The organism is Micromonospora sp. NPDC049662 (assembly GCF_040675055.1).
Taxonomy (GTDB): Bacteria; Actinomycetota; Actinomycetes; order Mycobacteriales; family Micromonosporaceae; genus Micromonospora.
Map to the genome: position 1 here is coordinate 39,707 of NZ_JBFAOC010000031.1, position 21,085 is coordinate 60,791.

21 protein-coding genes are annotated in these 21,085 nt (G+C 72.6%); 2 read left to right on the forward strand and 19 right to left on the reverse strand.

Annotated elements, in window-relative coordinates; translation table 11 throughout:
- Positions 1-68 precede the first annotated feature (68 nt).
- The gene (locus AB0J36_RS22200; RefSeq protein ID WP_007458348.1) at positions 69-557 is read left to right on the forward strand and encodes a transcriptional regulator; all 489 of its coding nucleotides are present in this window, start codon (positions 69-71) and stop codon (positions 555-557) included.
- A gap of 88 nt (positions 558-645) precedes the next feature.
- Here the strand turns inward: AB0J36_RS22200 and nusB are convergent, their stop codons facing one another.
- From nusB to AB0J36_RS22225, 5 genes are all read right to left on the reverse strand, one after another.
- Positions 646-1,056, reverse strand: a complete 411-nt coding sequence (gene nusB / locus AB0J36_RS22205; protein WP_355243328.1) for a transcription antitermination factor NusB — start codon at positions 1,054-1,056, stop codon at positions 646-648.
- A gap of 23 nt (positions 1,057-1,079) precedes the next feature.
- A complete protein-coding gene (gene efp, locus AB0J36_RS22210; RefSeq protein WP_355053076.1) occupies positions 1,080-1,637 on the reverse strand; it encodes an elongation factor P in 558 nt (185 codons plus the stop codon).
- An 86-nt stretch (positions 1,638-1,723) separates the two neighbouring features.
- A complete protein-coding gene (aroQ, locus tag AB0J36_RS22215) occupies positions 1,724-2,149 on the reverse strand; it encodes a type II 3-dehydroquinate dehydratase (RefSeq protein WP_357175731.1) in 426 nt (141 codons plus the stop codon).
- 58 nt (positions 2,150-2,207) lie between these two features.
- A complete protein-coding gene (gene aroB / locus AB0J36_RS22220) occupies positions 2,208-3,287 on the reverse strand; it encodes a 3-dehydroquinate synthase (RefSeq protein WP_357397892.1) in 1,080 nt (359 codons plus the stop codon).
- A 10-nt stretch (positions 3,288-3,297) separates the two neighbouring features.
- The gene (locus AB0J36_RS22225; RefSeq protein WP_357397895.1) at positions 3,298-4,296 is read right to left on the reverse strand and encodes a YafY family protein; all 999 of its coding nucleotides are present in this window, start codon (positions 4,294-4,296) and stop codon (positions 3,298-3,300) included.
- 79 nt (positions 4,297-4,375) lie between these two features.
- On the opposite strand from AB0J36_RS22225, the gene AB0J36_RS22230 reads away from it, so the two are divergent.
- Positions 4,376-5,104 (forward strand): alpha/beta hydrolase, encoded by a 729-nt coding sequence (locus AB0J36_RS22230; protein WP_357397897.1) that lies wholly within the window; start codon positions 4,376-4,378, stop codon positions 5,102-5,104.
- A 108-nt stretch (positions 5,105-5,212) separates the two neighbouring features.
- Here the strand turns inward: AB0J36_RS22230 and AB0J36_RS22235 are convergent, their stop codons facing one another.
- The 14 genes from AB0J36_RS22235 to AB0J36_RS22300 form a co-directional block, all read right to left on the reverse strand.
- Positions 5,213-5,716: a shikimate kinase gene (locus AB0J36_RS22235; protein WP_357133456.1), complete on the reverse strand. Its 504-nt coding sequence runs from the start codon at positions 5,714-5,716 to the stop codon at positions 5,213-5,215.
- Positions 5,716-6,894 carry a chorismate synthase gene (aroC, locus tag AB0J36_RS22240; protein ID WP_357133458.1) on the reverse strand — a complete coding sequence of 393 codons (1,179 nt, stop codon included), beginning with the start codon at positions 6,892-6,894 and terminating at the stop codon, positions 5,716-5,718. Before aroC ends, AB0J36_RS22235 begins: the two co-directional genes overlap by 1 nt.
- A gap of 102 nt (positions 6,895-6,996) precedes the next feature.
- Positions 6,997-7,917, reverse strand: coding sequence for a glycosyltransferase family 2 protein (locus AB0J36_RS22245; protein WP_357397900.1), 921 nt, complete (start codon positions 7,915-7,917; stop codon positions 6,997-6,999).
- Positions 7,914-8,480 carry a glycosyltransferase gene (locus AB0J36_RS22250; protein WP_357133521.1) on the reverse strand — a complete coding sequence of 189 codons (567 nt, stop codon included), beginning with the start codon at positions 8,478-8,480 and terminating at the stop codon, positions 7,914-7,916. Before AB0J36_RS22250 ends, AB0J36_RS22245 begins: the two co-directional genes overlap by 4 nt.
- A gap of 92 nt (positions 8,481-8,572) precedes the next feature.
- Positions 8,573-9,049, reverse strand: coding sequence for a UDP-N-acetylglucosamine--LPS N-acetylglucosamine transferase (locus AB0J36_RS22255; RefSeq protein ID WP_357133463.1), 477 nt, complete (start codon positions 9,047-9,049; stop codon positions 8,573-8,575).
- A gap of 215 nt (positions 9,050-9,264) precedes the next feature.
- Complete coding sequence (locus AB0J36_RS22260) at positions 9,265-10,527, reverse strand: hypothetical protein (protein ID WP_357133465.1); 1,263 nt, start codon at positions 10,525-10,527, stop codon at positions 9,265-9,267.
- On the reverse strand, positions 10,524-11,426 hold the full coding sequence (locus AB0J36_RS22265) for a sulfotransferase domain-containing protein (RefSeq protein ID WP_357133523.1): 903 nt from the start codon (positions 11,424-11,426) through the stop codon (positions 10,524-10,526). Before AB0J36_RS22265 ends, AB0J36_RS22260 begins: the two co-directional genes overlap by 4 nt.
- Positions 11,427-11,434: 8 nt before the next feature.
- A complete protein-coding gene (locus tag AB0J36_RS22270) occupies positions 11,435-13,042 on the reverse strand; it encodes a lipopolysaccharide biosynthesis protein (protein WP_357133467.1) in 1,608 nt (535 codons plus the stop codon).
- The gene (locus AB0J36_RS22275) at positions 13,039-14,283 is read right to left on the reverse strand and encodes an O-antigen ligase family protein (RefSeq protein WP_357133525.1); all 1,245 of its coding nucleotides are present in this window, start codon (positions 14,281-14,283) and stop codon (positions 13,039-13,041) included. The genes AB0J36_RS22270 and AB0J36_RS22275 overlap by 4 nt, the downstream gene beginning before the upstream one ends.
- 120 nt (positions 14,284-14,403) lie before the next feature.
- Positions 14,404-16,002, reverse strand: a complete 1,599-nt coding sequence (locus tag AB0J36_RS22280; RefSeq protein WP_357133469.1) for a lipopolysaccharide biosynthesis protein — start codon at positions 16,000-16,002, stop codon at positions 14,404-14,406.
- Positions 15,995-16,546: an acyltransferase gene (locus AB0J36_RS22285; RefSeq protein WP_355053064.1), complete on the reverse strand. Its 552-nt coding sequence runs from the start codon at positions 16,544-16,546 to the stop codon at positions 15,995-15,997. The genes AB0J36_RS22280 and AB0J36_RS22285 overlap by 8 nt, the downstream gene beginning before the upstream one ends.
- Before the next feature lie 95 nt (positions 16,547-16,641).
- Positions 16,642-18,609 carry a hypothetical protein gene (locus tag AB0J36_RS22290; RefSeq protein ID WP_357133472.1) on the reverse strand — a complete coding sequence of 656 codons (1,968 nt, stop codon included), beginning with the start codon at positions 18,607-18,609 and terminating at the stop codon, positions 16,642-16,644.
- Between the two features lie 195 nt (positions 18,610-18,804).
- Entirely contained in the window at positions 18,805-20,505 is a 1,701-nt protein-coding gene (locus AB0J36_RS22295; protein ID WP_357133474.1) for a glycosyl hydrolase, read from the reverse strand.
- A gap of 229 nt (positions 20,506-20,734) precedes the next feature.
- Positions 20,735-21,076: a hypothetical protein gene (locus tag AB0J36_RS22300; protein WP_357133476.1), complete on the reverse strand. Its 342-nt coding sequence runs from the start codon at positions 21,074-21,076 to the stop codon at positions 20,735-20,737.
- Between the last annotated feature and the right edge of the window lie 9 nt (positions 21,077-21,085).

Consider the following 21,085-nt stretch of genomic DNA (forward strand, 5'->3'; position numbering starts at 1 on the left):
CATTCCCCGTACCGTCACGCTCCGTAGCGATCGACGGGAGAACCCCGAGCAGCACTGGGAGTGTCCGAATGCCCTCTGAATACGCCAAATCTCTGGGCGCCCGCCTGCGCTCCATCCGCCAGCAGCAGGGCCTCTCCCTGCAGGGTGTGGAGGAGAAGTCGAACGGGCGGTGGAAGGCCGTGGTGGTCGGCTCGTACGAGCGTGGCGACCGGGCCGTGACGGTGTCCCGTCTGGCCGAGCTGGCCGAGTTCTACCGGGTCCCCGTTTCGGAGCTGCTGCCCGACGGCAGCGGTGTCCGGCACGAGCCCACCAGCAAGATCGTCCTGGACCTGGAGCGGCTCTACGACGAGGCCTCCGAGGACCTGGCCTACGTCGCCCGCTACGCCCGCGCGATCCAGCAGCAGCGCGGTGACTACAACGGCCGGGTGCTCTCCATCCGCGCCGACGACCTCCGGGCGCTCGCCATCGTCTACGACGCCTCACCGTCGGGTCTGATCGAGCGGCTCACCGAGCACGGCGTGCTGGTGGCCGACCCCCGGGCGTTCTTCGCCTCCTGAGCTGTCGCTTCACCTGATCTGCCGTTCGACGAGAAGGGCCCGTGCCGGTGGCACGGGCCCTTCTCGGTGTCGCGGGTGCGCGGAGCCGTCAGCGGGTGGCGTACTCGGCGATGCGGCCGAGCACACCGTTGAGGAAGCGCGGCGAATCATCGGTCGACATCTGCCGGGCCAGCTCGACCGCCTCGCTGATCGCCACCGCGTCGTCGATCTCGTCGACGTAGAGCAGCTCGTAGACGGCGATCCGGGCCAGGTTGCGGTCGACCACCGGCATCCGGTCGAGGGTCCAGCCCTCGGCGTAGCTGGCGATCAGCTCGTCGATCCGGTCGAGGTGCTCGGCGACCCCCTCGACCAACCCCACGGCGTAGCCAAGGTGCTCCGGCCGGGGCTGTTCGATGCGCTGAAGGTAACCGGCCAGGACCTCAACGGGCGGACGATCCCGCAGATCGGCCTCGTACAGGACGTCCAGCGCCCGCTTGCGCGCCTTGCGGCGCGCCGGCATCTGCTGCTTGGGACCCTCAGCCATCAGGCGCGGCCGAGGTAACGGCCGTCGCGGGTGTCGACCTTGATCTTCTCACCGGTGGTGATGAACAGCGGAACCGGCACGGTGGCGCCGGTCTCGACGGTCGCCGGCTTGGTGCCACCGGTCGAGCGGTCCCCCTGCAGACCCGGCTCGGTGTAGGTGACCTCGAGCACGACGCTGGTCGGCAGCTCGATGTAGAGCGGCACATCCTCGTGGGTGGCGACGGTCGCCTCCGCCTCGGGCAGCAGGTAGTTGGCTGCCTCCCCGACGGTGCCGCCGGGCACGGTGATCTGGTCGAAGGTCTCCAGATCCATGAAGACGAAGTCCTCGCCGTCGGCGTACAGGTACTGCATCGTGCGCTTGTCCACGGTCGCGGTCTCGACCTTGGTGCCCGCGTTGAAGGTCTTGTCGACCACCTTCCCGGACAGCACGTTCTTCAGCGTGGTGCGCACGAACGCACCACCCTTACCGGGCTTGACGTGCTGGAACTCGACGACGGACCAGAGCTCGCCGTCAAGGTTGAGTACCAGGCCGTTTTTGAGGTCGTTGGTGGAGGCCATTTCCTGCCTTGATCATCAATTGGCGGACAGACCCCAGAAGTCTACTAGCTGCGTCGAATCGGGCCGCCCCCGCTCGGGGCGACCGTTCAGCGGGTGGCCAGATGGTGCAGCGCGAGACGATAACCGTCAATGCCGAGACCGCAGATCACCCCGGTCGCCACCGCGGAGATCACCGAATGGTGCCGGAACTCCTCGCGGGTGTGGATGTTCGAGATGTGCACCTCCACCAGCGGCCCGCGCAGCATGGCGCAGGCGTCGCGCACCGCGTACGAGTAGTGCGACCAGGCGGCCGGATTGAGCACCACGGCGGCACCCTCGTCGGCGGCGTCGTGCAGCCAGCCGAGCAGCTCGTGCTCCGCGTCGGTCTGCCGGACCGTGACGTCGAGTCCCAGCTCCCGACCGGTGGCCTCGCAGAGCGCCACCAGGTCGGCGTAGCTGGTCGAGCCGTACACGGCGGGCTCCCGGGTGCCCAGCCGACCCAGGTTCGGCCCGTTCAGCACGTACACCCTCATGCGGCGCTTTCTTTCGTTTGCGACTGCGGGGCTCGCAAAACCGGCTCACTCCGCACGCTCACGGGGTGGCCAGCTCGCGGTAGGCGGCTTCGAGCAGGGCGTCGTCCGGGCCCTCCAGCATCGCCGGGCGGGCCAGCCCGTCCAGCACCACGAACCGCAGCCGGGCGCCCCGGGCCTTCTTGTCCACCCGCATCGTGGCCAGCAGCCGCGGCCAGGCCTCGGCCGGATAGCTCACCGGCAGGCCGAGCGCCGTCAGGCTGCTCCGGTGCCGGTCGGCGGTCGGGGCGTCCAGTCGGCCGGCGAGCCGGGCCAGCGTGGCCGCGTAGACCAGGCCGACCGCGACCGCGTGGCCGTGCCGCCAGCGGTAGCCCTCGTTCTGCTCGATCGCGTGCGCCAGGGTGTGGCCGTAGTTGAGCACCTCCCGCAGACCCGACTCACGCAGGTCGCCGGCGACGACGTCGGCCTTGACCCGGATGGCCCGCTCGATCAGCTCCCGGGTCACCGGCCCGCGCGGATCGGTGGCCGCCGCGGGGTCACGCTCGACGAGATCCAGGATCACCGGGTCGGCGATGAACCCGCACTTGACCACCTCGGCCAACCCGGCCGCGAGGTCGACGGCGGGCAGGCTGTCGAGGGTGGCCAGGTCGGCGAGCACACCGACCGGCGGGTGGAACGCGCCCACCAGGTTCTTGCCGGCGGCGGTGTTGATCCCCGTCTTGCCGCCCACGGCCGCGTCCACCATGCCCAGCAGGGAGGTCGCGACCGGCACCCAGCGCACCCCGCGCAGCCAGCAGGCCGCGACGAAGCCGGCCAGGTCGGTCACCGCGCCGCCGCCAACCCCGACCACCGCGTCGGTACGGGTGAAACCGGCCGCGCCGAGCCGGTCCCAGCAGGCGGCCGCCACGTCGATCTGCTTGCCCGACTCGGCGTCGGGCACCTCGATCGGCAGCGGGTCGACGCCCGCCGCGCGCAGCCGTTCACCGAGCGCGTCGGCCAGGGCCTTGAGTGGGGGCGTGTGCAGCACCGCCGCCCGGGTCGCGCCGGGCAGCAGCCCCGGCAGCGCGCCCAGCAGGTCGCGTCCGACCAGCACGTCGTACGGTCGTTCGCCGCCGACCGGAATCCGGGTCACCTCGTCCATCGCCGGCAGCCTAGTCCAGCGGACGGCGTGGCGAGGGCGTCTGTCCACCTGCTGGCCGGGCGGCCCAGTCGGCCAGCAGACGGGCGTGCTCGGCCACGGCGGCGCGCAACGCGTCCGGGTGGCGCACGGTGAACGGGCAGCCCAGGCCGGCGAGCAGCGCGGCCATGCCGGGCAGGCTCTCCGCACGGGCCCGCAGCAGCACACCGTCGCCGCTGGCGGTCAGCTCGGCCACACTGCCCGGTATCCGCCGCCGGGCGGCGACCAGATCGGTCTCCAGCAGCACCTCGACCTCGTGCCGATAGGGCACACCGGCCAGCGACCGGGTCAGCCACGCCACCGCGTCGAAGCCGTCCGGCACCGTGAACGTCTCCGCGCCGGGCGTGACGGCGCCGATCCGCTCCAGTCGAAACGTGCGCACCTCGCCGCGCCGGTGGTCGTGACCGGTGACGTACCAGCGGCCGGCGTGGAAGACCAGCCCGTACGGGTCGAGGTCACGATGCGACCGCTCACCGCGCCACGAGCGGTAGTCCAGGCTCACCCGCTGCCGCCGCCGGGCGGCCGTGGCCAGCGCCAGCAGGGTGCCCGACGCCGGTCGCGCCTGGGGCTCGGGCCGCCGCAGTGTGAAGCCGAGGTGCTCCCGCAGTGCGGTCAGCCGGTCGGCGAGCGCCGCCGGCAGCACCCGGCCGATCTTCGCCGCCGCGGTCGCCGTGGCCGGCAGTTCGGTGGCCAGCCCGACCCGCTCGGCGACGACCAGGCCGAGCAGCACGGCCACCGCCTCGTCGTCGGTGAGCATCAGCGGTGGCAGCTTGTACCCGGGATGCAGCCGGTAGCCGCCGTGGCGGCCCCGGTCGGCGAGCACCGGGATGCCCAGCTCGACCAGGGTGGCCGCATAGCGGCGCACAGTCCGTTCGTCCACACCGAGCCGGCTCGCGAGGTCGCCGGCCGTCGCCCGGTGCCGGGCCTGGAGCAGCTCGAGCAGGGCCAGCACCCGGCCGGCGGGATGAGACACGGGCCACTCCTCCAAACCGGGCGGATCCTGTCCGAATTCAATCGTACGGTCGGTCGGTAGCCGAGAGAAGGAGTGACGGATGGCGACGTTCGTACTGGTGCCGGGGTTCTGGTTGGGTGCCTGGGCGTGGCGCGAGGTGACCGGCCTGCTGCGTGCGCGGGGGCACGACGTGCACCCGATGACGTTGACCGGGGTGGCCGAGCGCCACCACCTCGCCGGGCCGCAGGTGAGCCTGGAGACGCACACCACCGACATCGTCCGGTTGATCGAGGTCGAGGATCTGCACGACGTGCTGCTGGTCGGGCACTCGGGCGGCGGCATGCCGGTCGCCCAGGCGGCGGACCGGATCCCGGACCGGATCGCCCGGGTGGTCTACGTGGAGAGTGGACCGCTGCCGGACGGCACCGCACAGTTCGACACCGTGCCGCCGCAGGAACAGCAGCGGCTGCGCGCGGCGATCGGCGACGGCCACCTGCTGCCACCGCCGGCCTGGGACCCGGCGGCAGACCCGACAAACCTGGCCGGCCTGGACGAGTCGATGCTGTCCCTCCTGCGTGAGCGCGCCACCGCACAGCCCCTGCGGACGGCGACCGATCCGGTACGCCGCACGGGTGGCCGCCCGGTGCCGACCGCGCTGGTCGCGAGCACCTTCCCGCTGGCCGTGGTACGCCAGATGATCGACGAGGAGCACCCGTTCTTCACCGGTCTGGCCGACGGCCAGCTGCACGAGCTGCCCACCGGGCACTGGCCGATGCTCAGCGAGCCGAAGGCGCTGGCCGACGTGCTCGACCTGGTCGCCCGAGCCTGACCACGCGCCGATCTTGCGGTTGCGGTTGTCGAGATACCGGAAATGCCCCGGTACGTCGGCGCAGCAACTGCAAGATCGCGCGGCGGGGCGGGGCGGGGCGGGGCGGGGTCAGCGTGGCAGCAGGGCGGCGACCTCGGCGACGACGGCCGCCGGGGTACGGCCGTCGGTGACCACCGTGTCGGTCGCCACCTCGGCGTAGAGCGGCTTGCGCTGGTCCATGAGGTGCTTGAGGGTGGCTCGCGGGTTGATCGCCAGCAGCGGCCGGCCCGCGCCGAGCCCCACCCGCTTCACCGCGTCGGGCAGCTCCACCGACAGGTGGACGACCCGATGCCCCACCAGGGCGGCCCGGGTCTCCTCGGCCAGGACGGCGCCGCCACCCAGGGCGAGCACACCCGTGCCGGACGCGAGCGCCGCCGCCACGGCCGCCCTTTCCAGGGCCCGGAAGTGCTCCTCGCCCTCGTCGATGAAGATCTCCGGGATGTTCTTGCCGGCCATCTGTTCGATGTCGGCGTCGGTGTCCCGGAACTCCACGCCGAGGGAGGCGGCGAGCGCCTGCCCGACGGTGGTCTTGCCGCAGCCGGGCACCCCGACCAGGACGACGACCGGCGCCATCAGCGGATGACCAGCGCGTCGAGGTAGCCGGTCACGTTGCGGCGGATCTCGGCGACCGAGTCGCCACCGAACTTCTCGGTGGCCGCCTCGGCCAGCACCAGGGCCACCATCGCCTCGGCGACGACCGCGGCGGCGGGCACGGCGCAGACGTCGGAGCGCTGGTTGATGGCGGTCGCCGGCTCGCCGGTGACGACATCCACGGTGGCCAGCGCCCGGTTGAGCGACGAGATCGGCTTCATGGCGGCGCGCACCCGCAGCGGCTCGCCGGTGGTGATGCCACCCTCCAGCCCGCCGGCCCGGTCGGTGACGCGGCGGACGCCGGTGGCCGACGGAATGATCTCGTCGTGCGCCTCGGAGCCACGGGAGCGTGCCTGCTGCCACCCGTCGCCGATCTCGACGCCCTTGATCGCCTGGATGGACATCAGCGCGGTGGCCAGTCGGGCGTCGAGCTTGCGGTCCCACTGCACGTGACTGCCCAGGCCCGGCGGCACCCCGTACGCCAGCACCTCCACCACGCCGCCGAGCGTGTCGGCGGCCTTCTTCGCGGCGTCGACCTCGGCGACCATCAGGGCGCTGGCGTCCGGGTCGAGGCAGCGCAGCGGGTCGGCGTCGATGCGGTCGGCGTCCTGCGGGGTCGGACGCAGCCCGGGCTTCGCGGCCACCGGACCCAACTCGACCACGTGCGAGACGATCTCGATGCCGAGCGCCTGCCGGATCAACGCCTTGGCGACCGTGCCGACGGCCACCCGGGCGGCGGTCTCCCGGGCGCTGGCGCGCTCCAGGATCGGCCGCGCGTCGGTGTGGCCGTACTTCTGCATGCCGGCCAGGTCGGCGTGGCCGGGCCGGGGGCGGGTCAGTGGCGCGTTGCGGGCCTGCCGGGCCAGCTCGTCGGGATCGACGGGATCGGCGGCCATCACCGTCTGCCACTTGGGCCACTCGGAGTTGCCGACCCGGATCGCCACCGGGCTGCCCAGCGTGAGGCCGTGCCGCAGTCCGCCGATCACCTCGACCTCGTCCTGCTCGAACGACATCCGGGCGCCACGGCCATAGCCCAGCCGGCGGCGGGCCAGCTCGCCCGCGATCTCGGCGGTGCTCACCTCGATGCCGGCCGGCACCCCCTCCAGCAGCGCGACGAGGGCGGGGCCGTGCGATTCACCTGCAGTCAACCAGCGCAACACAGCGGTCAGTCTGTCACGACGCGCGACGGGCACGTCGCGCTGCCCGTCGCGTCCCGCCCTGCGGACGGCCGGACCGTCCGCAGGGCGGCTTCGCACGACGGATCAGATGCCCCGACCGCGCTTGTGCAGCGTGCGCAGCACCGAGTCGGCCCGGACCATCCGGCCGGCGACCGCCAGCGCCAGGTAGGCGCGGGGCTCGCGAGGATTGCGGCGCAGCGTGTGCCGGGCCCAGCGCACGGCCCCGCGCCGGTCGCCGGAGGCGGCCCGCGCGAAGGCGATCTGCCCGGTGACCCGGGCCTCGCCGGCCGGTTGCCCGGCGAACTCCGGGTAACGCCGCAGCAGCCACTGCAACGCCTCGGAGATGGTGTCCCAGCGCTGCGCGAAGTACGACCGCTTGTGCCACCGCACCAGCACCGACGGCGTCCGCAGGTTGATCAGTGGAGCGCTGCGGGCGGCGCGCAGCAGGAACTCGTAGTCCTCCGCGTAGCTGCCCGGGATCTCCTCGTCGACCAGACCGAAGCCGTCGCGCAGCGCCGTCGCCCGGATCAGGAAGGTGGACGGGTGCAGCTCCGTCAGCCGGTCCCGCAGGAGGTCGTCCAGGGTGATCCGGTCCTTGTCGAGCACCCGGTCGACGGTGTGCCCGTCGTAGCTGACCCGGATGCCACAGCAGACGAACTCGGCGCTCGGGTCGGCGGTCAACGCCTGCACCTGGGCGGCCAGTTTGCCGGGCAGCCACTCGTCGTCGTCGTCGCAGAACGCGACCAGCTCGCCCTCGGCGGCGAGGGTGCCGCTGTTGCGCGCGCCGGCCAGTCCGGGCGCGCGCCCGTTCGCGATCACCCGGACCGTCCGGCCCGGACCGGCCAGGCCGGTCAGCGACTCGTCCGGGGTGGACTGGTCGAACACGACCACGGCCTCGATCGTGCCCGGATATTCCTGGGCGATGATCGCGGCCAGGGCGGCGCGCAGCAGTTCGGGGCGGTCCCGGGTGGGTACCACGACGCTGACGCTCGGCTGGTCGGTCATCGGGTCTCCTTCGTCGGCTGGCCGGTGCGCGGCCAGGTCCGCCAGCGGGGTCGGCGCCGGCTCGACCGGGCCACCAGGTCGTCCACGATCTGCCCGACCCGTGCCACCGCCGCGAGACGGGCCTCGTGCGCGGCCGGGTCGGCCTGCACCGCGTACCGGGACGGGTCGGCCTGGCCGGCGGTGAGCGCGTCGTGCAGCTCCTCGCGGGTCTCGCAGAGCGCCACCAGCCCCGCTGCGCCGAGGCGGCGCGCGAAGAGCTGCTGGTGGTCGTCGACGTGCTCGCCGCGCGACGGGTCCCGGGGCACCACGATGGGCAGGTGACCGTGCCGGCGAGCCTCCAGGATCGTCGCCGGGCCGCCGTGACACACCACCAGGTCGGCGTCGGCCATCGCCTGTTGCAGAGCGTCGTGGCCGAGGAACGGCACCGCGCCGGGGAGGGTCGGCGCGGCCGTGTGCCCGTGCTGCACGGTCAGCCCGACCGGACCGGCCTGCGCGTGCCACTGCGCCAGCCAGTCGACGAGCCGGTCGAAGGGGTGCTTGTCGGTGCCGACCGCGACGAGCAGCCGGGGCTGCTCGACGGGTGTGGTGTCGCGCTGACGCGGCAGCCGGGACGGCTCGGTGACGGCGTCGCGGCGCGCGGTGTCCGCCTCCCCGCTCACAGCAGCGTCCCCACGACGGTTGCCTCCGGGTACTGCCGCCGCTGCTCGTCCCACTGCACGAGCATCGCGGACAGGAACGGGCGGCAGAGCCGAGCGGTCAGCGTCGGGGTGTCGATCCGGTCGTACACCTCGATGTAGACGGTCGGGATGCGACGCAGGCGGGCCAGCACCACGAACGGCACGGCCACCCCCGCGCCGGTGGTGACCACCGCGGCGACCCGCCGACGCCGCAGCACCCGCCAGGCCAGCCGCGCGTTGCGCAGCAGGTTGGGTACGTTGCGGGTGGTCGGGTGGTACGCGGGCACCAGGTCCTCACCGGTCAGCAGCGACACCGCCTCCGGGGTGTCGAAGGTGACCCAGCAGCGCCGCCACCGTTCGTACCAGGGCCGCAGAGCGAGAAGTTGGGCCAGGTGACCGCCGCTGGATCCGACCAGCAGCAGCACCGGCGACTCGTCGTCGATGTTCGTGTCCACGCGACTCCCCACAAGTTCGCTTGGAATTCCGATTCACGCAAGGCAGAAGCAGATCACAGGTTTTCTGGTCGTTGAATAGCGCGACCGGACGAGGCGACGATCTCCCTTCGGCGTGCTCAGGCCCACTGTCGACCTCACACCCCATCGACCACCGTCACGACCTGCCGTTATGCGGTCACTCTCTGACGCGTCCCCGGCGTCGGGAATTCTCCTGTTCACTCGCTATGTCGTTTCTCAATGACGTCCAACAGTGCGGGATGCAGCGCCGGGTTCCACCCGGCGCCGGCGTCGGCGAGTCGCCACGTACGCAGCCACATCTCCAGCAGGTACGCGTCGGCCACCAGAGCGCACCGCGCCGCGTCGAGGCCGAGCCGCCCGCCGTGTCGCCCCAGGTACGCGTCCACGGCCGCGGCGGCCACCTGGGCCGGCTCGCCGCGCAGCACCAGCGACCGCTGGAACGCGTCGTGCGCCAGGTCGAAGCCGACCGGCACGTCCGGACCACTGTGCTCCCAGTCCCAGGCGACCAGGCGGCCGTCGTGCGTGCCCAGGTTCCACGGCACCCAGTCGCCGTGCCAGTGACCGAATTCGACGGTCGTGTCGCCGTGCCGGCGGGTCAGCGCGGCGACCGCCGCCACCGCCCGCGCCCCGGCGGACCCGGCCCCGGCGGCCCGCTCCGCCTGGGCGGCCAGTCGAGCCTGGAACGTCGACGAGACCAACGGGCGCGGCACACCGGGCTCGCCGCCCCGCCGGGCGACCGCGAGCAACGCCGCGATCCGCGGCGGGTCGTCGGCCGGCACTCCACGTACGTCCGGCGGCAGCGGCTCGATCACCGCGACGGCCTGACCGGCCCACGCCGTCTCGGCGAGCAGCCCGGGCGGCGCCGGATGGTCGGGCACACCGGCCACGCCGCTCAGCGCCCGCAGCGCGGCGGCCTCGGCGGTGACCAGGGCACGGGTGGCGTCGTTCCAGCCGATCTTCGCGTAGCCGCGGGGACGACCGTCGACGGTGAACAGTTGCAGCGTGGGCTTCGCGTTCGGGTCCGGCGGACGAACGCCGCACGCGGCCAGCAGGGGCGCACCGCCCAACGCGGCCGCGAGCCGCTCGCTCAGCACCAGGTCGGCCACGGGCGCCCCCACCGGCACCGACACGGTCAGCGTCGGAAACAGCGCCAGGCCCGCCCCGCCCAGTCGGGCCAGCCCACCGAGCGCCGCCCGGAACGCGCGCACCTTCGGCGGCCGCAAGGCGTTGTACGCCAGCAGCGACGCCGCGCCGGCCCGGGGCGCGCCCAGCGGCACCAAGAACCGCGCCCGCGCCACCGACGGCACCACGGCGTACCGGGCGACCGCCCGCTGCCCGGCCGGCACCGCGCCGCCCACCGTCAGGTGGACCCGGTCGTCCGGGAACACCGCACGGCTCACCCAGCCCAGCCCGTCCGTCCGCGAACGGGGGTCCGTGGCCGGGGTGACCCCGGTCGTCACGCCGCCCGGTCCGCCCAGTCGAGGTCCAACCCGAGCCGCTCGCGCAGCGCGTCGTTGTACGGGCGGTAGTAGTCGGTCAGCTCGGCGCGGACCGCCGGCTCCAGCGGGGCCGAGCGCCGGTCGTTGTAGACCTTGAAGTTCGGCAGGTCGTACGCGGGCAGCCCGAGGAAGTCGAGGGTGCGTCGGTAGGTGGCCCGGGAGTCGCGGTACAGGTCCTCGCTGGGCAGGAAGAGGATCTGGGCCGGGTCGAAGCGGTCCAGCCACGGCTCCAGGTGCTCCAGGTAACGCCCGCGCGCCCGGTACGTGTACCAGTCGTACGCCTCGCTGAACGCCTCCGGCTCGGCGATGAGCCGCTCCCGCTCCCCCGCCGTACGCTCCGGCTCGGCAGCCAGCGCCTCCGCGAAGTCCAGCGGCTCGATGCCGTGCGTACGACGCTCCTTCCAGTGCGAGTACGCCCGCTCGACCGGATCACGCAGCAGCACGATCAGCTTCACGGTCGGCATGAGCGCGGCGACCCGCTGCGCGGCGAGCGGGTGGAACATGTACAGCGGCGCGGCCTCGCCGACGCGGACCGGCCCGCCGTGCCGCTTCGCGAGGGCCTCGCGATGCCGTTCGGTCGGAAAGTGCGAGCGGTACCACGCCTCGCCGCGACCCCAGTGCTCCTCGAAGTAGTGCGCCGACTTGGTGTTCCACGCGGGGAAGAGCCGGGGCACCAGCGGATGCTGGATGAGGTAGTTCCACAGCGAGGTGGTGCCACCCCGTTTGGTGCCGATGATCAAGAAGTCCGGCAGGGGTCGCCGGTCACTGGTGCGCACCCCGTAGTCGACCAGGGAATCCTTCACCCGGGTGGTCACCTGGGTCGGCACCAACTGCTTGACCCGGTCACGGATGGACGCCACGACGGCCCTCACCTACCTCTCGTCGATGCCGGGGCCGGCCCGGCGGCCGTGGCCGCCTCGTCGGACCCACGGATCTGCCTCATGGTCACCCGGATGCCGGCGCGCACCCGGGGCAACGTCAACAAGCCGACGCAGCCGGCCACCAGCACGGCGAGCGCCACCGCCAGGCCGGGCAGGCCACGCCCCGCGGCGAGCACGCCGACCGCCGCCGCGACGCCCACCCCACCGACGGTGGCCGCCGCGGCGTACAGCGTCGCCCTGCTGACAAGCGGTTCGCCGACCACCGACCGGGCGAAGCCGGCCGCGGTGAGGTTCTCGGTGGCGATGCCGGCGGCCCACGCCAGCGCCGCGCCCGTCGCGCCGTGACCGGGGATCAGCCAGAGTCCGAGCGAGACGGTCACGGTGAGCCCGGCCAGCGTGGAGACCAGGTGCAGGCCGCTGCGTCCGCCCATCAGCAGCAGGCTCTGCACGTTGCCGACGCCGGTGTTCACCAACATCGCCAGCGCCAACACCGTCATCGCCGGCACGCCGGCGGTGAACTCCCGGCCGAACAACTGCAGGAACGCGAGCGCGAACACCGCCAGCAGCAGGTACACCGGCCAGGACAGCACCAGCCCCCAGATGGTCAACTGCCGGTGCACGGCCGCCGCGGCGGCCCGCTCGCCGCGCCCGAGCAGCCGGGACAGCTGCGGCGACACCGCGACCCGCAGTCCCTGCATGGCGAGCTGACCGGCCAGCACGTAGCGGCCCACCGCGCCGAACACGCCCGCGTCGGCCGGTCCGGCCAGCACCGACGTCAGCAGCACCCCCACCCACATGCTGCCCGCGTCGATGGCCGCCGAGGCGGCCCGGGGCAGGGCGAAGCGCCAGAACGTCGACCAGTCGGACCTGGTCGGCCGTAGCGCCGCGCCCCGTCCCAACCCGAGCGGCCCGGCCACCAGCACCAGGCAGGCCAGCAACGCCAGCGCCGCCGGCACCAGCCAGCCGGTCATGCCGGCGAGCAGCCCGCCGCTCGCCAGCGCGGCGGCGCCGACCAGCGCGGGGCGGGCCACCGGCAGCAGGAGGAACTGGACGCCGACGTACGCGCGGATGGGCCGGACGCAGCGCAACGCGGCCAGCAGCAGGGTCATCGCCACCACCACCGGCACGGCGGCGAAGGTCAGCGTCAGCAACCCGTGCGCCGCGTCGCCCGAGCCGCGCAGCAGGCGGGGGGCGAGCGCGTCGGCGCTCAGCGCTCCCGCGACGGCGACGACCAACCCGGCCAGCAGCGGTGGGATCAGCGCCACCGGCAGCACCCGGGCCGCGTCACCCCGGACGCCGAGCCGCCGCCGGGGCACCGCCCACATGAGGCCGGTCTCCGCGCCGAGCGTGCAGACCGCGGTGGCCACGGTGACCACGCCGATCGCGGCGAAGAACGCACCCGCGCCGGCTGTTCCGTACCCCCGGGTGATCACCACGGCCAGCACGAACCCGAACAGGCCGCTCACGGCCGCGCCGAGCAACCCGGCCACCCCGCTGCGGGCGCTGCGGCGCGTCTCGACCGCGCCGGTGTCCGCGGCGGCGCGCTGCGGGCCGTCCCGGCCGGCGTCGGCCGGCGGTCGGGTGGCGGCGGTCATGCCGGCACCGCCGTGGTGGAGACGAGCGGCGGATGCCATCGGTGCGGGCGGGGCGCGCGTTCGCGTTCGGTGAGCGCCATGGCGAAGCCGACCGCGAAGAACGCGACAGTCAGGTTCTGGTTGGCCATGCCGTAGAACGGGATCTGCACGAGGCAGACCACCGGCACGACGGCCAACCACTGACCGGCCGCCGACGTCGCCCGCGCGCAGACCACCGCGGCGGCCACGAACCAGCCCAGGAAACAGAGCAGCGCCGGTACGCCGTGACTGAACAGCACCATCCACAGTTGCCCCTGCGTGCCGATCGGCGCGTCGGCGGAGACGGTGTCCACGTTCACCGGAGCGCCGTAGCCCAGCCACGGCGAGTCCTGCACGCGGCGGATCACCTCCGTGTAGAGCGACAACCGGTCGGTGTTGGTGTCGCTGGAGTCGACCCGGTTGTTGATCAACTCGGTGATGGGGATGAAGAGCGTGGCCACAGCTCCGGTCACGACCACGCCGACGATGGACGCGGCGACGCGGATGTTGCCCCGCAGGCTGGCCCGCACTCCGAGCACGGCGAGCCCCGCGCCGAGGCTCAGGAACATCGCCCGGTTCAGGGTGAGGAACGCGGGGGCCAGCGACAGCGGCAACGACGCCAGCAGCGCCCACCGCAGCAGCCCGCGACGGCGCAACATGGTGTACGCCACCACGCAGGGCAACGTCATCGCGTACGCGCTGCCGTAGTTGTTGGTGTACGCGAACGGCGCGGCGGGCCGGTAGATCGGGTTGAGCGAGCGGGGGCTGTATTCCGCGGTGGTCAGGTGCACCATGTCCTGGATGAACGGCGTGCGGGCGACGCCGGCGGGCAGCAGCACCTCCATCGGGGTGGCCAGCGCGAACCGGGGCACGAGCACCCCGAGCCAGCCCAGCACCACCAGCGCGAACCAGAACGCGCAGAGCGGGGTGAGCACCGCCACCAGGTCGGCACGTTCCCGGGCGGCGGCGTAGACGTAGACGCCGACCACCAGCGCGGTCAGGTAGAAGGCGAGGCGCAGGGCGAACGTCAGCAGCGACGCCGGTGAGGACAGTTGGGTGGCGCTGACGACCACGATCGCCAGGAACAGCAGCCAGATGCCGGCCACCGGGGGCAGCGGCACCCGGCCCCGGGTGAGCAGCACCGCCAGCAGCAGCCCGCCCAGCAGCGACCAGCCCAGGTAGAACGCGCCGAGCGCCCACCAGAGCGGCACGAGGCCGAACATCGACGCCAGGGGCCAGAGCGGCAGCCGCGCGGGTGGCGGTGTCGGCGGCGTCACTGCGGCGGCGGCCGGCGTGTCACCGGGTGGCGGCTCGGTCGCCGGGGCGCGGGTGACCGACACCGATCAGGCCCGGCCGTTGCGGGTGAGGACGAAGCCCAGCGGGGTGACCCCGGCGGCGCGCAGCCGCTCCACGAGCCGCCGCAGGTCGCTCTGGCGGCTACGGTCCCGCTCGATGACCACCACCGCGCTGCCCTGTCGGGCGACCGCGACGCCGCGCTCGTCGGACTCGGCCGGTGGCGCGTTGAACAGCACCAGCCCGTGGTCGGCGCCCTGCCGCCAGGTGCCGAAGCGGACGCTGCCCACCCCCACGGTCACCTCGTCCGCCGACGCCGGACGGCCGTTGTCGGTCCGGGCGGACGCCACCCGGGGCAGGGTGAGCGTCGCGTCCGGGTCGGTGGACGGGCGGCTGCCGGGCGGGTGCGGGGAGGGCCGCCGAGTCGCCGGCGTATCGGCGGGAGCACCGCTGGCCGTCGGCGTGCCGGCCGGACGCGGCTTGGGCACCAGCGGGCGGGACGGGTCGAGGGGCAGCCGCCCCCGGTCGGCGAGGACGGCGGCACGCAGGCGCTCGACGCGGCCGCTGTCGTCGGCGACGAAGACCTCCCGACCGTCGGCGGCAAGCGCCACGGCCAGCCCGGCGGTGAGCGCCGTGACGTCCTCGCGGGAGGTGACCAGCGCGACCCGGGCCGGCTGGCGTACCCGCTCGGCGACCGCCATCGCCACGTAGCGGATGTCCGCGTCGACCGCCCGGGGACTACCCCGAAACGGCGGCCGACGTACCGTGCCGAGCAGCGGCAGGCCGGTGGCGTCCCGGCCGTCGGTGACCGAGCGGACCCGCCGGTCCGCCGACTCCCACGCGTACGCCAGCACGACGCCGATCAGCGCGCCGCCGAGCAGGCCGGCGACCAGGTAGAGCGGCCGGTGCCCGGCGGAGGTCACCAGCGCCCGCTCGGCGGTCTGGGTGACCCAGCCGGGGTTGACGTCGACCGCGGCGATCTCGGTGCGGGCCGTGTTGAGCTGGGTGAGCTGGTTGTTGAGGCCGGACAGCTCGGCCAGCGCCGCGTCACCGGCGGCGGTGCCTTTGGCGCTGCTCGCGCGCTTCTGCACCGCCGTCTGCTGCGCGACGACCTTGGCGATGCTCGCGTCGTAGGAGCGCAGCATCTCGGCGCGCTGCTGCTCGTACATGGCCCGCCGCACGTCGAGGTAGGACCGCGCGGCGAGGTTGGCGCCCTGCACGGCCCGCTGCGCGTCGTGCGTCTGGTAGGTGAAGCGCAGGATCTGCCCGCCGGTCGGCACCTCGACCTCCAGGGCGTTGCGGACGTCGCGCGGCTCGCCACCGACGGCGTCGGCGAGCCGCTGAACCACCTCGGTGCCGGTGGCGAGGCCACTCTCCACGTTCATGTTGACGGCGCGGTCGGCGCCCGCGCCGCTGGGCGTGAAGGCGTCGGTGACCACCGGTCGGACCGCCACGACCGCTCGGGCGGTCACCGCCGCCGGGACCAGCAGCACGTAGCCGAGGGCGGCGAGCAGGCCGACCAGGGCGACCGCGACCACCAGCCGCAGCCGGTGCATCGGCACCCGCACCAGGTCGGAGAGCGTCACCACGCGGGCGCCGCCGGAGCTCGACGAGTCGGGTGGCCAGGGGGCGGGCGTGGCATCAGTCATGGAACTTCTTCACCGTCTGTTGAGGATTGCCCACGACGACGACGCCCGGTGGCACGTCGGTGCGCACCACCGAGGCCGCGCCCACGACGCTGTCCCGGCCGACCCGGACCCCCTTGAGCACCAGGGCGTGCGCGCCGACCCAGACGTTGTCCTCCAGCACGATCGGCGCGCGGGTGGCCGGGCCGGGCGGCGCGTGCCGTTGGTCGGGCGGCAGGTTGTGGAAGTCGTTGTCGAGCAGCTCGCAGTCGGACAACAGGCACCTGTCGCCGACCGTCACCGACGTCCAGGTGCCGATCCAGGTGGCGTTGAGCAGACAGTCGGCGCCCACCCGTACCTCGCCGGGGCCGGCGAAGCGGACCAGCTTGTTGATGCGGGTGCGGTCGCCGATGGTGACCCGTACGCCCCGACGCAGCCGGATCCGGCCGCGGATCTGCACGTCCCGGCCGAGGGTCAGCCGCCGATAGCGCAACCCGTACCAGGCACGTTTGAGCGCGAAGACCAGGTGGACCGCGCGTTTCGCGCGGAATCCAGCGCCGCCGACCAACGACCCCTCCCCCACATCGCGGGGCCGGCGGCGGTGGTACCGCCGCCGACCCGACGTGAACAATCTACCGATCCTCCGTTACGAACGGTCGACCATCACTGCACGGAGAAGAACATTGAGGGGACAGACCACGACAACTCCGGCGTCGCTGCGGCGATGAGCGTCGTCGCCGTGCCGTTGACCACCGCGGTCGGCGCGGCCGTCGGGTCGAACGGGACGCTGCGCAACCCGCCGTCTGTGGCACCGTAGACGATCCGACCGTCCACCCAGGCCATGCCACGCACGCCCGACCAGGTGACACCACTCGTCGGCAGCGCGAACTCGGTCGCGCCGAGGTAGCTGCCGTCGATCTCGAAGTAGCGGTAGTAGAGGCTGTTGGCGCCGGTACGGGTGTAGTAGAGCCGGCCGTCGAGGTAGAAGGCGCCGGTGAGGTTCGCCGGGTTGAACCAGTCGTTGTAGCCGGACGCCTCCCACGACGAACCGATCGCGCCGCCGTTGAACAGCGAGACATCGATCCGGCTGCCGGTGGGCGTACCCGCCACCGTGTGCGACCAGTAGATCCGGTCGTCCACCCGCCAGGTGGCGCCGGACGCGGTGTAGGCCGGCTGACTGACGGTGGTGGCGGTACCCAACGTCACGCCGTCGAACGGCACCTTCGACACTTCACCCGCGCCGGTGCCCAGGTAGAGGTTGCCACTGCTGCCACTCGGCGGGTTCTTCGCCGTGAAGGTGCGACCGCCCGCGAGCGGGAACATGCCGAGCCGCCCGTGGTACTCCTCGCCCATGCCGTCCGAGTTGTGGCCGAAGTAGAGACCGTCCGAGCCGCGCCAGAGCACCGGCACCGCCGAACCCCAGGCGGTGGTGCCGGACGGCATCGAGGCGCTGCCGCTGCGCCGCGGGTTCCAGTTCACCGGCAGACCCGTGGCCGGGGTGACCGCGCCGATACCGAGCCGGTCGATCGCGCCGGGGCCGGCGTTGTCGCTGGCGTTCGGGTTGTTCAACCAGCGGAAGTGCCCGCCCAGGTAGATGACGTTGTCGGCCACCTCGACCGAGGTGATGGTGTCGTTGCCGGTGAAGTCGACCCAGGTGCCCAGCTGGCCGGTGCCCCGGGCTGCGGTCTCGAACCGGACCAGCGCGTCGCAGTACGCGCTCGGCCAGCCGGTGCCGCCGTTGCTGCCGACCACGAACCAGGTGCCGTCCTCGCCGAACTTGATGTCCTGCACGTAGTGCACGAAGGTCGTCGGGGCGGCGCACGGCGCGACGTACTTCTCGCTGCTCCAGTCCAGCACCGCCGGAGTGCCGGACACGTCGACGAGCGCGATCTGGTTACGCGGCAGATCGTTGAGGAGCGTGAAGTTGCCTCCGACGGCCAGGGTGTTGCCGTCCGGAGTGACGTCGATGGTCCAGACGTACGAGGTGGTGCCGTGCCGTCCGACGGTGGCGTCGACGGAGAAGGTCGGGTCGATCGCCCCGGTGGTCGCGTTCAGCCGGCCGAGACCGGCGTGTGCGGTGCCGTTGAGCCAGTTGAACGCGCCGGCCACGTAGAGCCAGTTGCCCGACAGCGCCAGATCCCGGACGGTGCCGCCGTCGGAGCGGCCCACCCAACTGTCGATGATCTCGCCGGTGCTCGGGTTCAACGCGACCAGGTTCTTGCGGGAGACCCCGTTGACGTTCTTGAAGGCGCCGCCGACGATCAGCGTGCCGCCGGGCCCCGCCAGCAGCGTGTTGACCGCGCCGTCGAGCACCGGCAGGAAGCTGGTGGACATCGCGCCCGTGGTGCGGTCGTACGCGAAGAGGTAACGCTGGGTGATCCACGCGGACGTGGCGGTCTGCCGAAGCTGGGTGAAGCTGCCGCCGACGAACACGGTGTTGCCGACCTGCGCGAAGGCGCGGGTCTCACCGTCGCGGGCGTGCGGGGTGAGGTCGGTGGGATTCGCGGACACCAGGGTCGCGGTCCCGGGGACCGGCACCACCGCCGCCGAGGAGGCCGTGGGGGCGCTGAGCACCGCGGCGAGGACCGCCAGCGCGACCACCCCCGCCCGGGTACGACGTCGTCCTGACAAACGCCATGAGTGCGAGAGTGTGGGCACGCTACGCCTCCAAGATGGATGAGAACCCGAGGTAGCGTGCCTCGCCCAGCCTGGTAGGCGCATCCGCCGATTGGGCGGTGCGTGAATCTGCTAGCCGACAGAACGCCGGAAGATCAGCTGGTGAATCTCCGATGAACGGCGGCTGTGTTCACAGTGTGGTCACACGTTTCAGCGGCTCCCTCCGGTGGGCTGCCGCAGGTACGCGTCCTTGCCGGCCTGGCTGAACCCGGCCACGGCGGAGGCGTCGTGGTTCATCGTCATGTCACAGGTCGCCGTGCGGGTCGTCATGCCCGGCGAATTGAAGTAGATGGCGGCCTTGATCTTCGGGTGCGCCTTCAGGGCCGCCGGGAACTCCTGGAACCAGCGCTGCTTCGCGCCCGGGTCCTTGGCGTCGAAGTTCGTGCCGAACTCGGCGAGCATCCGGGGCTTGCCCGCGCCGATGCCGTTCTCGTCGAGCCAGTCGTAGAAGCCGCCGATCGTCGTGCTCGGGCTCTTCCACACGGTGCTGCCGTTGCAGACGTGGAAGTTGTACGGGTCGTAGGCGACCCAGTCGACGTACCGGTCGCCGGGGTAGAGACCGGCGTACCGCGAGTAGTGCCCGGACCAGCCCATCATCGTCCACACCCAGACGGCGTTGTCCGCGCCCGCCTTGGCGAACCGCTCGTACACGTACTTCCAGGCGCGGACGAAGTCGGCGTCGCTACCCTTGCCCGGCTCGTCCTCCGGCTCGTGGTCGAAGCCCATGAACACCGGCACCTTGGCGGCCCGGATGCGACCGGCGACCGCGTCGATGGTGGCGTCCTGTCGGCCGCTGTAGATGTCGGACCACTTCAGCGTCGTACCGGCGGAGAAGTCGCGCGACTCCCAGGCGAAGAACATCAGCCGGCCCTGGCGCATCTGGTCCTGCTCGTAGTCGTCCGGGAACGCGCCGTTGCTGCCGGCGTTGGAGAAGTCGTGGTAGCGGTGCACGATGTCGAACTTGCGCCCGACCTGGGCCTCCACGTCGGTGATCGCCTTGCCGTGGTCCCAGCCGCTGCCGGCGTTGGCGGGTGAGTACATCCCCCACCAGGCGCCGCAGGAGGGCACCAGCGTGTCGGACACCTGGCCGCACTTGCCGGACGGGAGGGTGGGGCTCTGGGTCGGGGTCGGCGTACGGGTCGGCGCGACCGTCGGCGTGGGCCGGGGCGCGGCGGTGGTCGGCGCGACCGTGGGCGTCGGCGCGGGTCGGGTGGTCGGCGCCGACGTCGGCCCGCTACCCAGGTCGTAGCTGATCACCAGGCTGGGCCGCAGGTCGGCGTTGCGGTTCTCGACCGACGCCCAGTAGACGCGGGTCTCCAGGCCGGTCTGGGCCAGCGACACCGTCCAGGTGCCGTTTCCGGTGACCAGCTTGGAGACGTCCCACTCGTTGACGCCCTTGGCCACACCGGTCACCGAGTCCAACACGGTTCCCGCCTTCGCCGGGGCCGGTCGCGCCTCGCGGGCGCTCACCGACGAGGCGTGCGCGGTCACCGTGGCGGCGAACTGCTGCCAGGTGTTCATGCGCAGGGTCGCCCGGACGTTGACGGCGGCGGCGGGAAGCGTGGTCACCGCGAACTCGACGACCGCCTCCCGGCCACCGCGCGGGTTTCCGTCGCAGCGCGCCGGGCAGGTCGCCAGGGTCCCCTTGGTGGAGTTGTCACCGTCCTGCGAGACGATCGTCGCGGTGGTGTCCGCCACCGCGCGGATCGACAGGTCGTCGCTGGCCAACAGGGGCATCATGGTCGCCACGATGCCGGCCACCACCGAGCCGCCGACGACGCCGATGGCGATCGCCTTGCGCCGGGGGCCGTTGCGGAACCGGGTGATGCGGTGTAGTCCGTGCCTGGTCAAGGAGAACTCCCTGTGTCTGGTGCGATAACCGTGAGCAGCGTATCGATGACCAGGGCACACCGTCGGTAGGACAGTTTTCCGTAAGCGCGTCTTAACCGTGAGCTAAGAAAGACACCGGGGCGGTCCGCCGGGCAGGTGGGTGGGACTCCGATCTCGAGCCCCACCCACCCCGCTCCTGGGCGTCACCAAATCGTGTCAGCCGGGCAACGGCGGCTGGAGGTCCCGATCGTCAACTACGGCGTTGCCGTAGCCCCGCGATCAGGAAGGTCACGCACGGGACGAGGAGCAACGCCAGTGCGTAGAGCGGCACCGAGAGGTCGGAGGTGAGGTACAAGACCGCTCCCACCAGCCACACGGCCGTAACCAAGCCGCCCAGCAGCAGATACTGCCCGCCACTTCCCTGCGGCCGCAACACACCGGAGCGGACTCTCCGCCACACCTGGACGACCACGACCACAGCCAACAGGGCCATGACCGCCACGATGGGCCAACCGAGCGAGCCGTACCCGAGCGCGGCAATCAGCACCAGGACGCTGAGGGCACCTATGGCGAGGAGCACCAGGACCGACATCAAGACCTC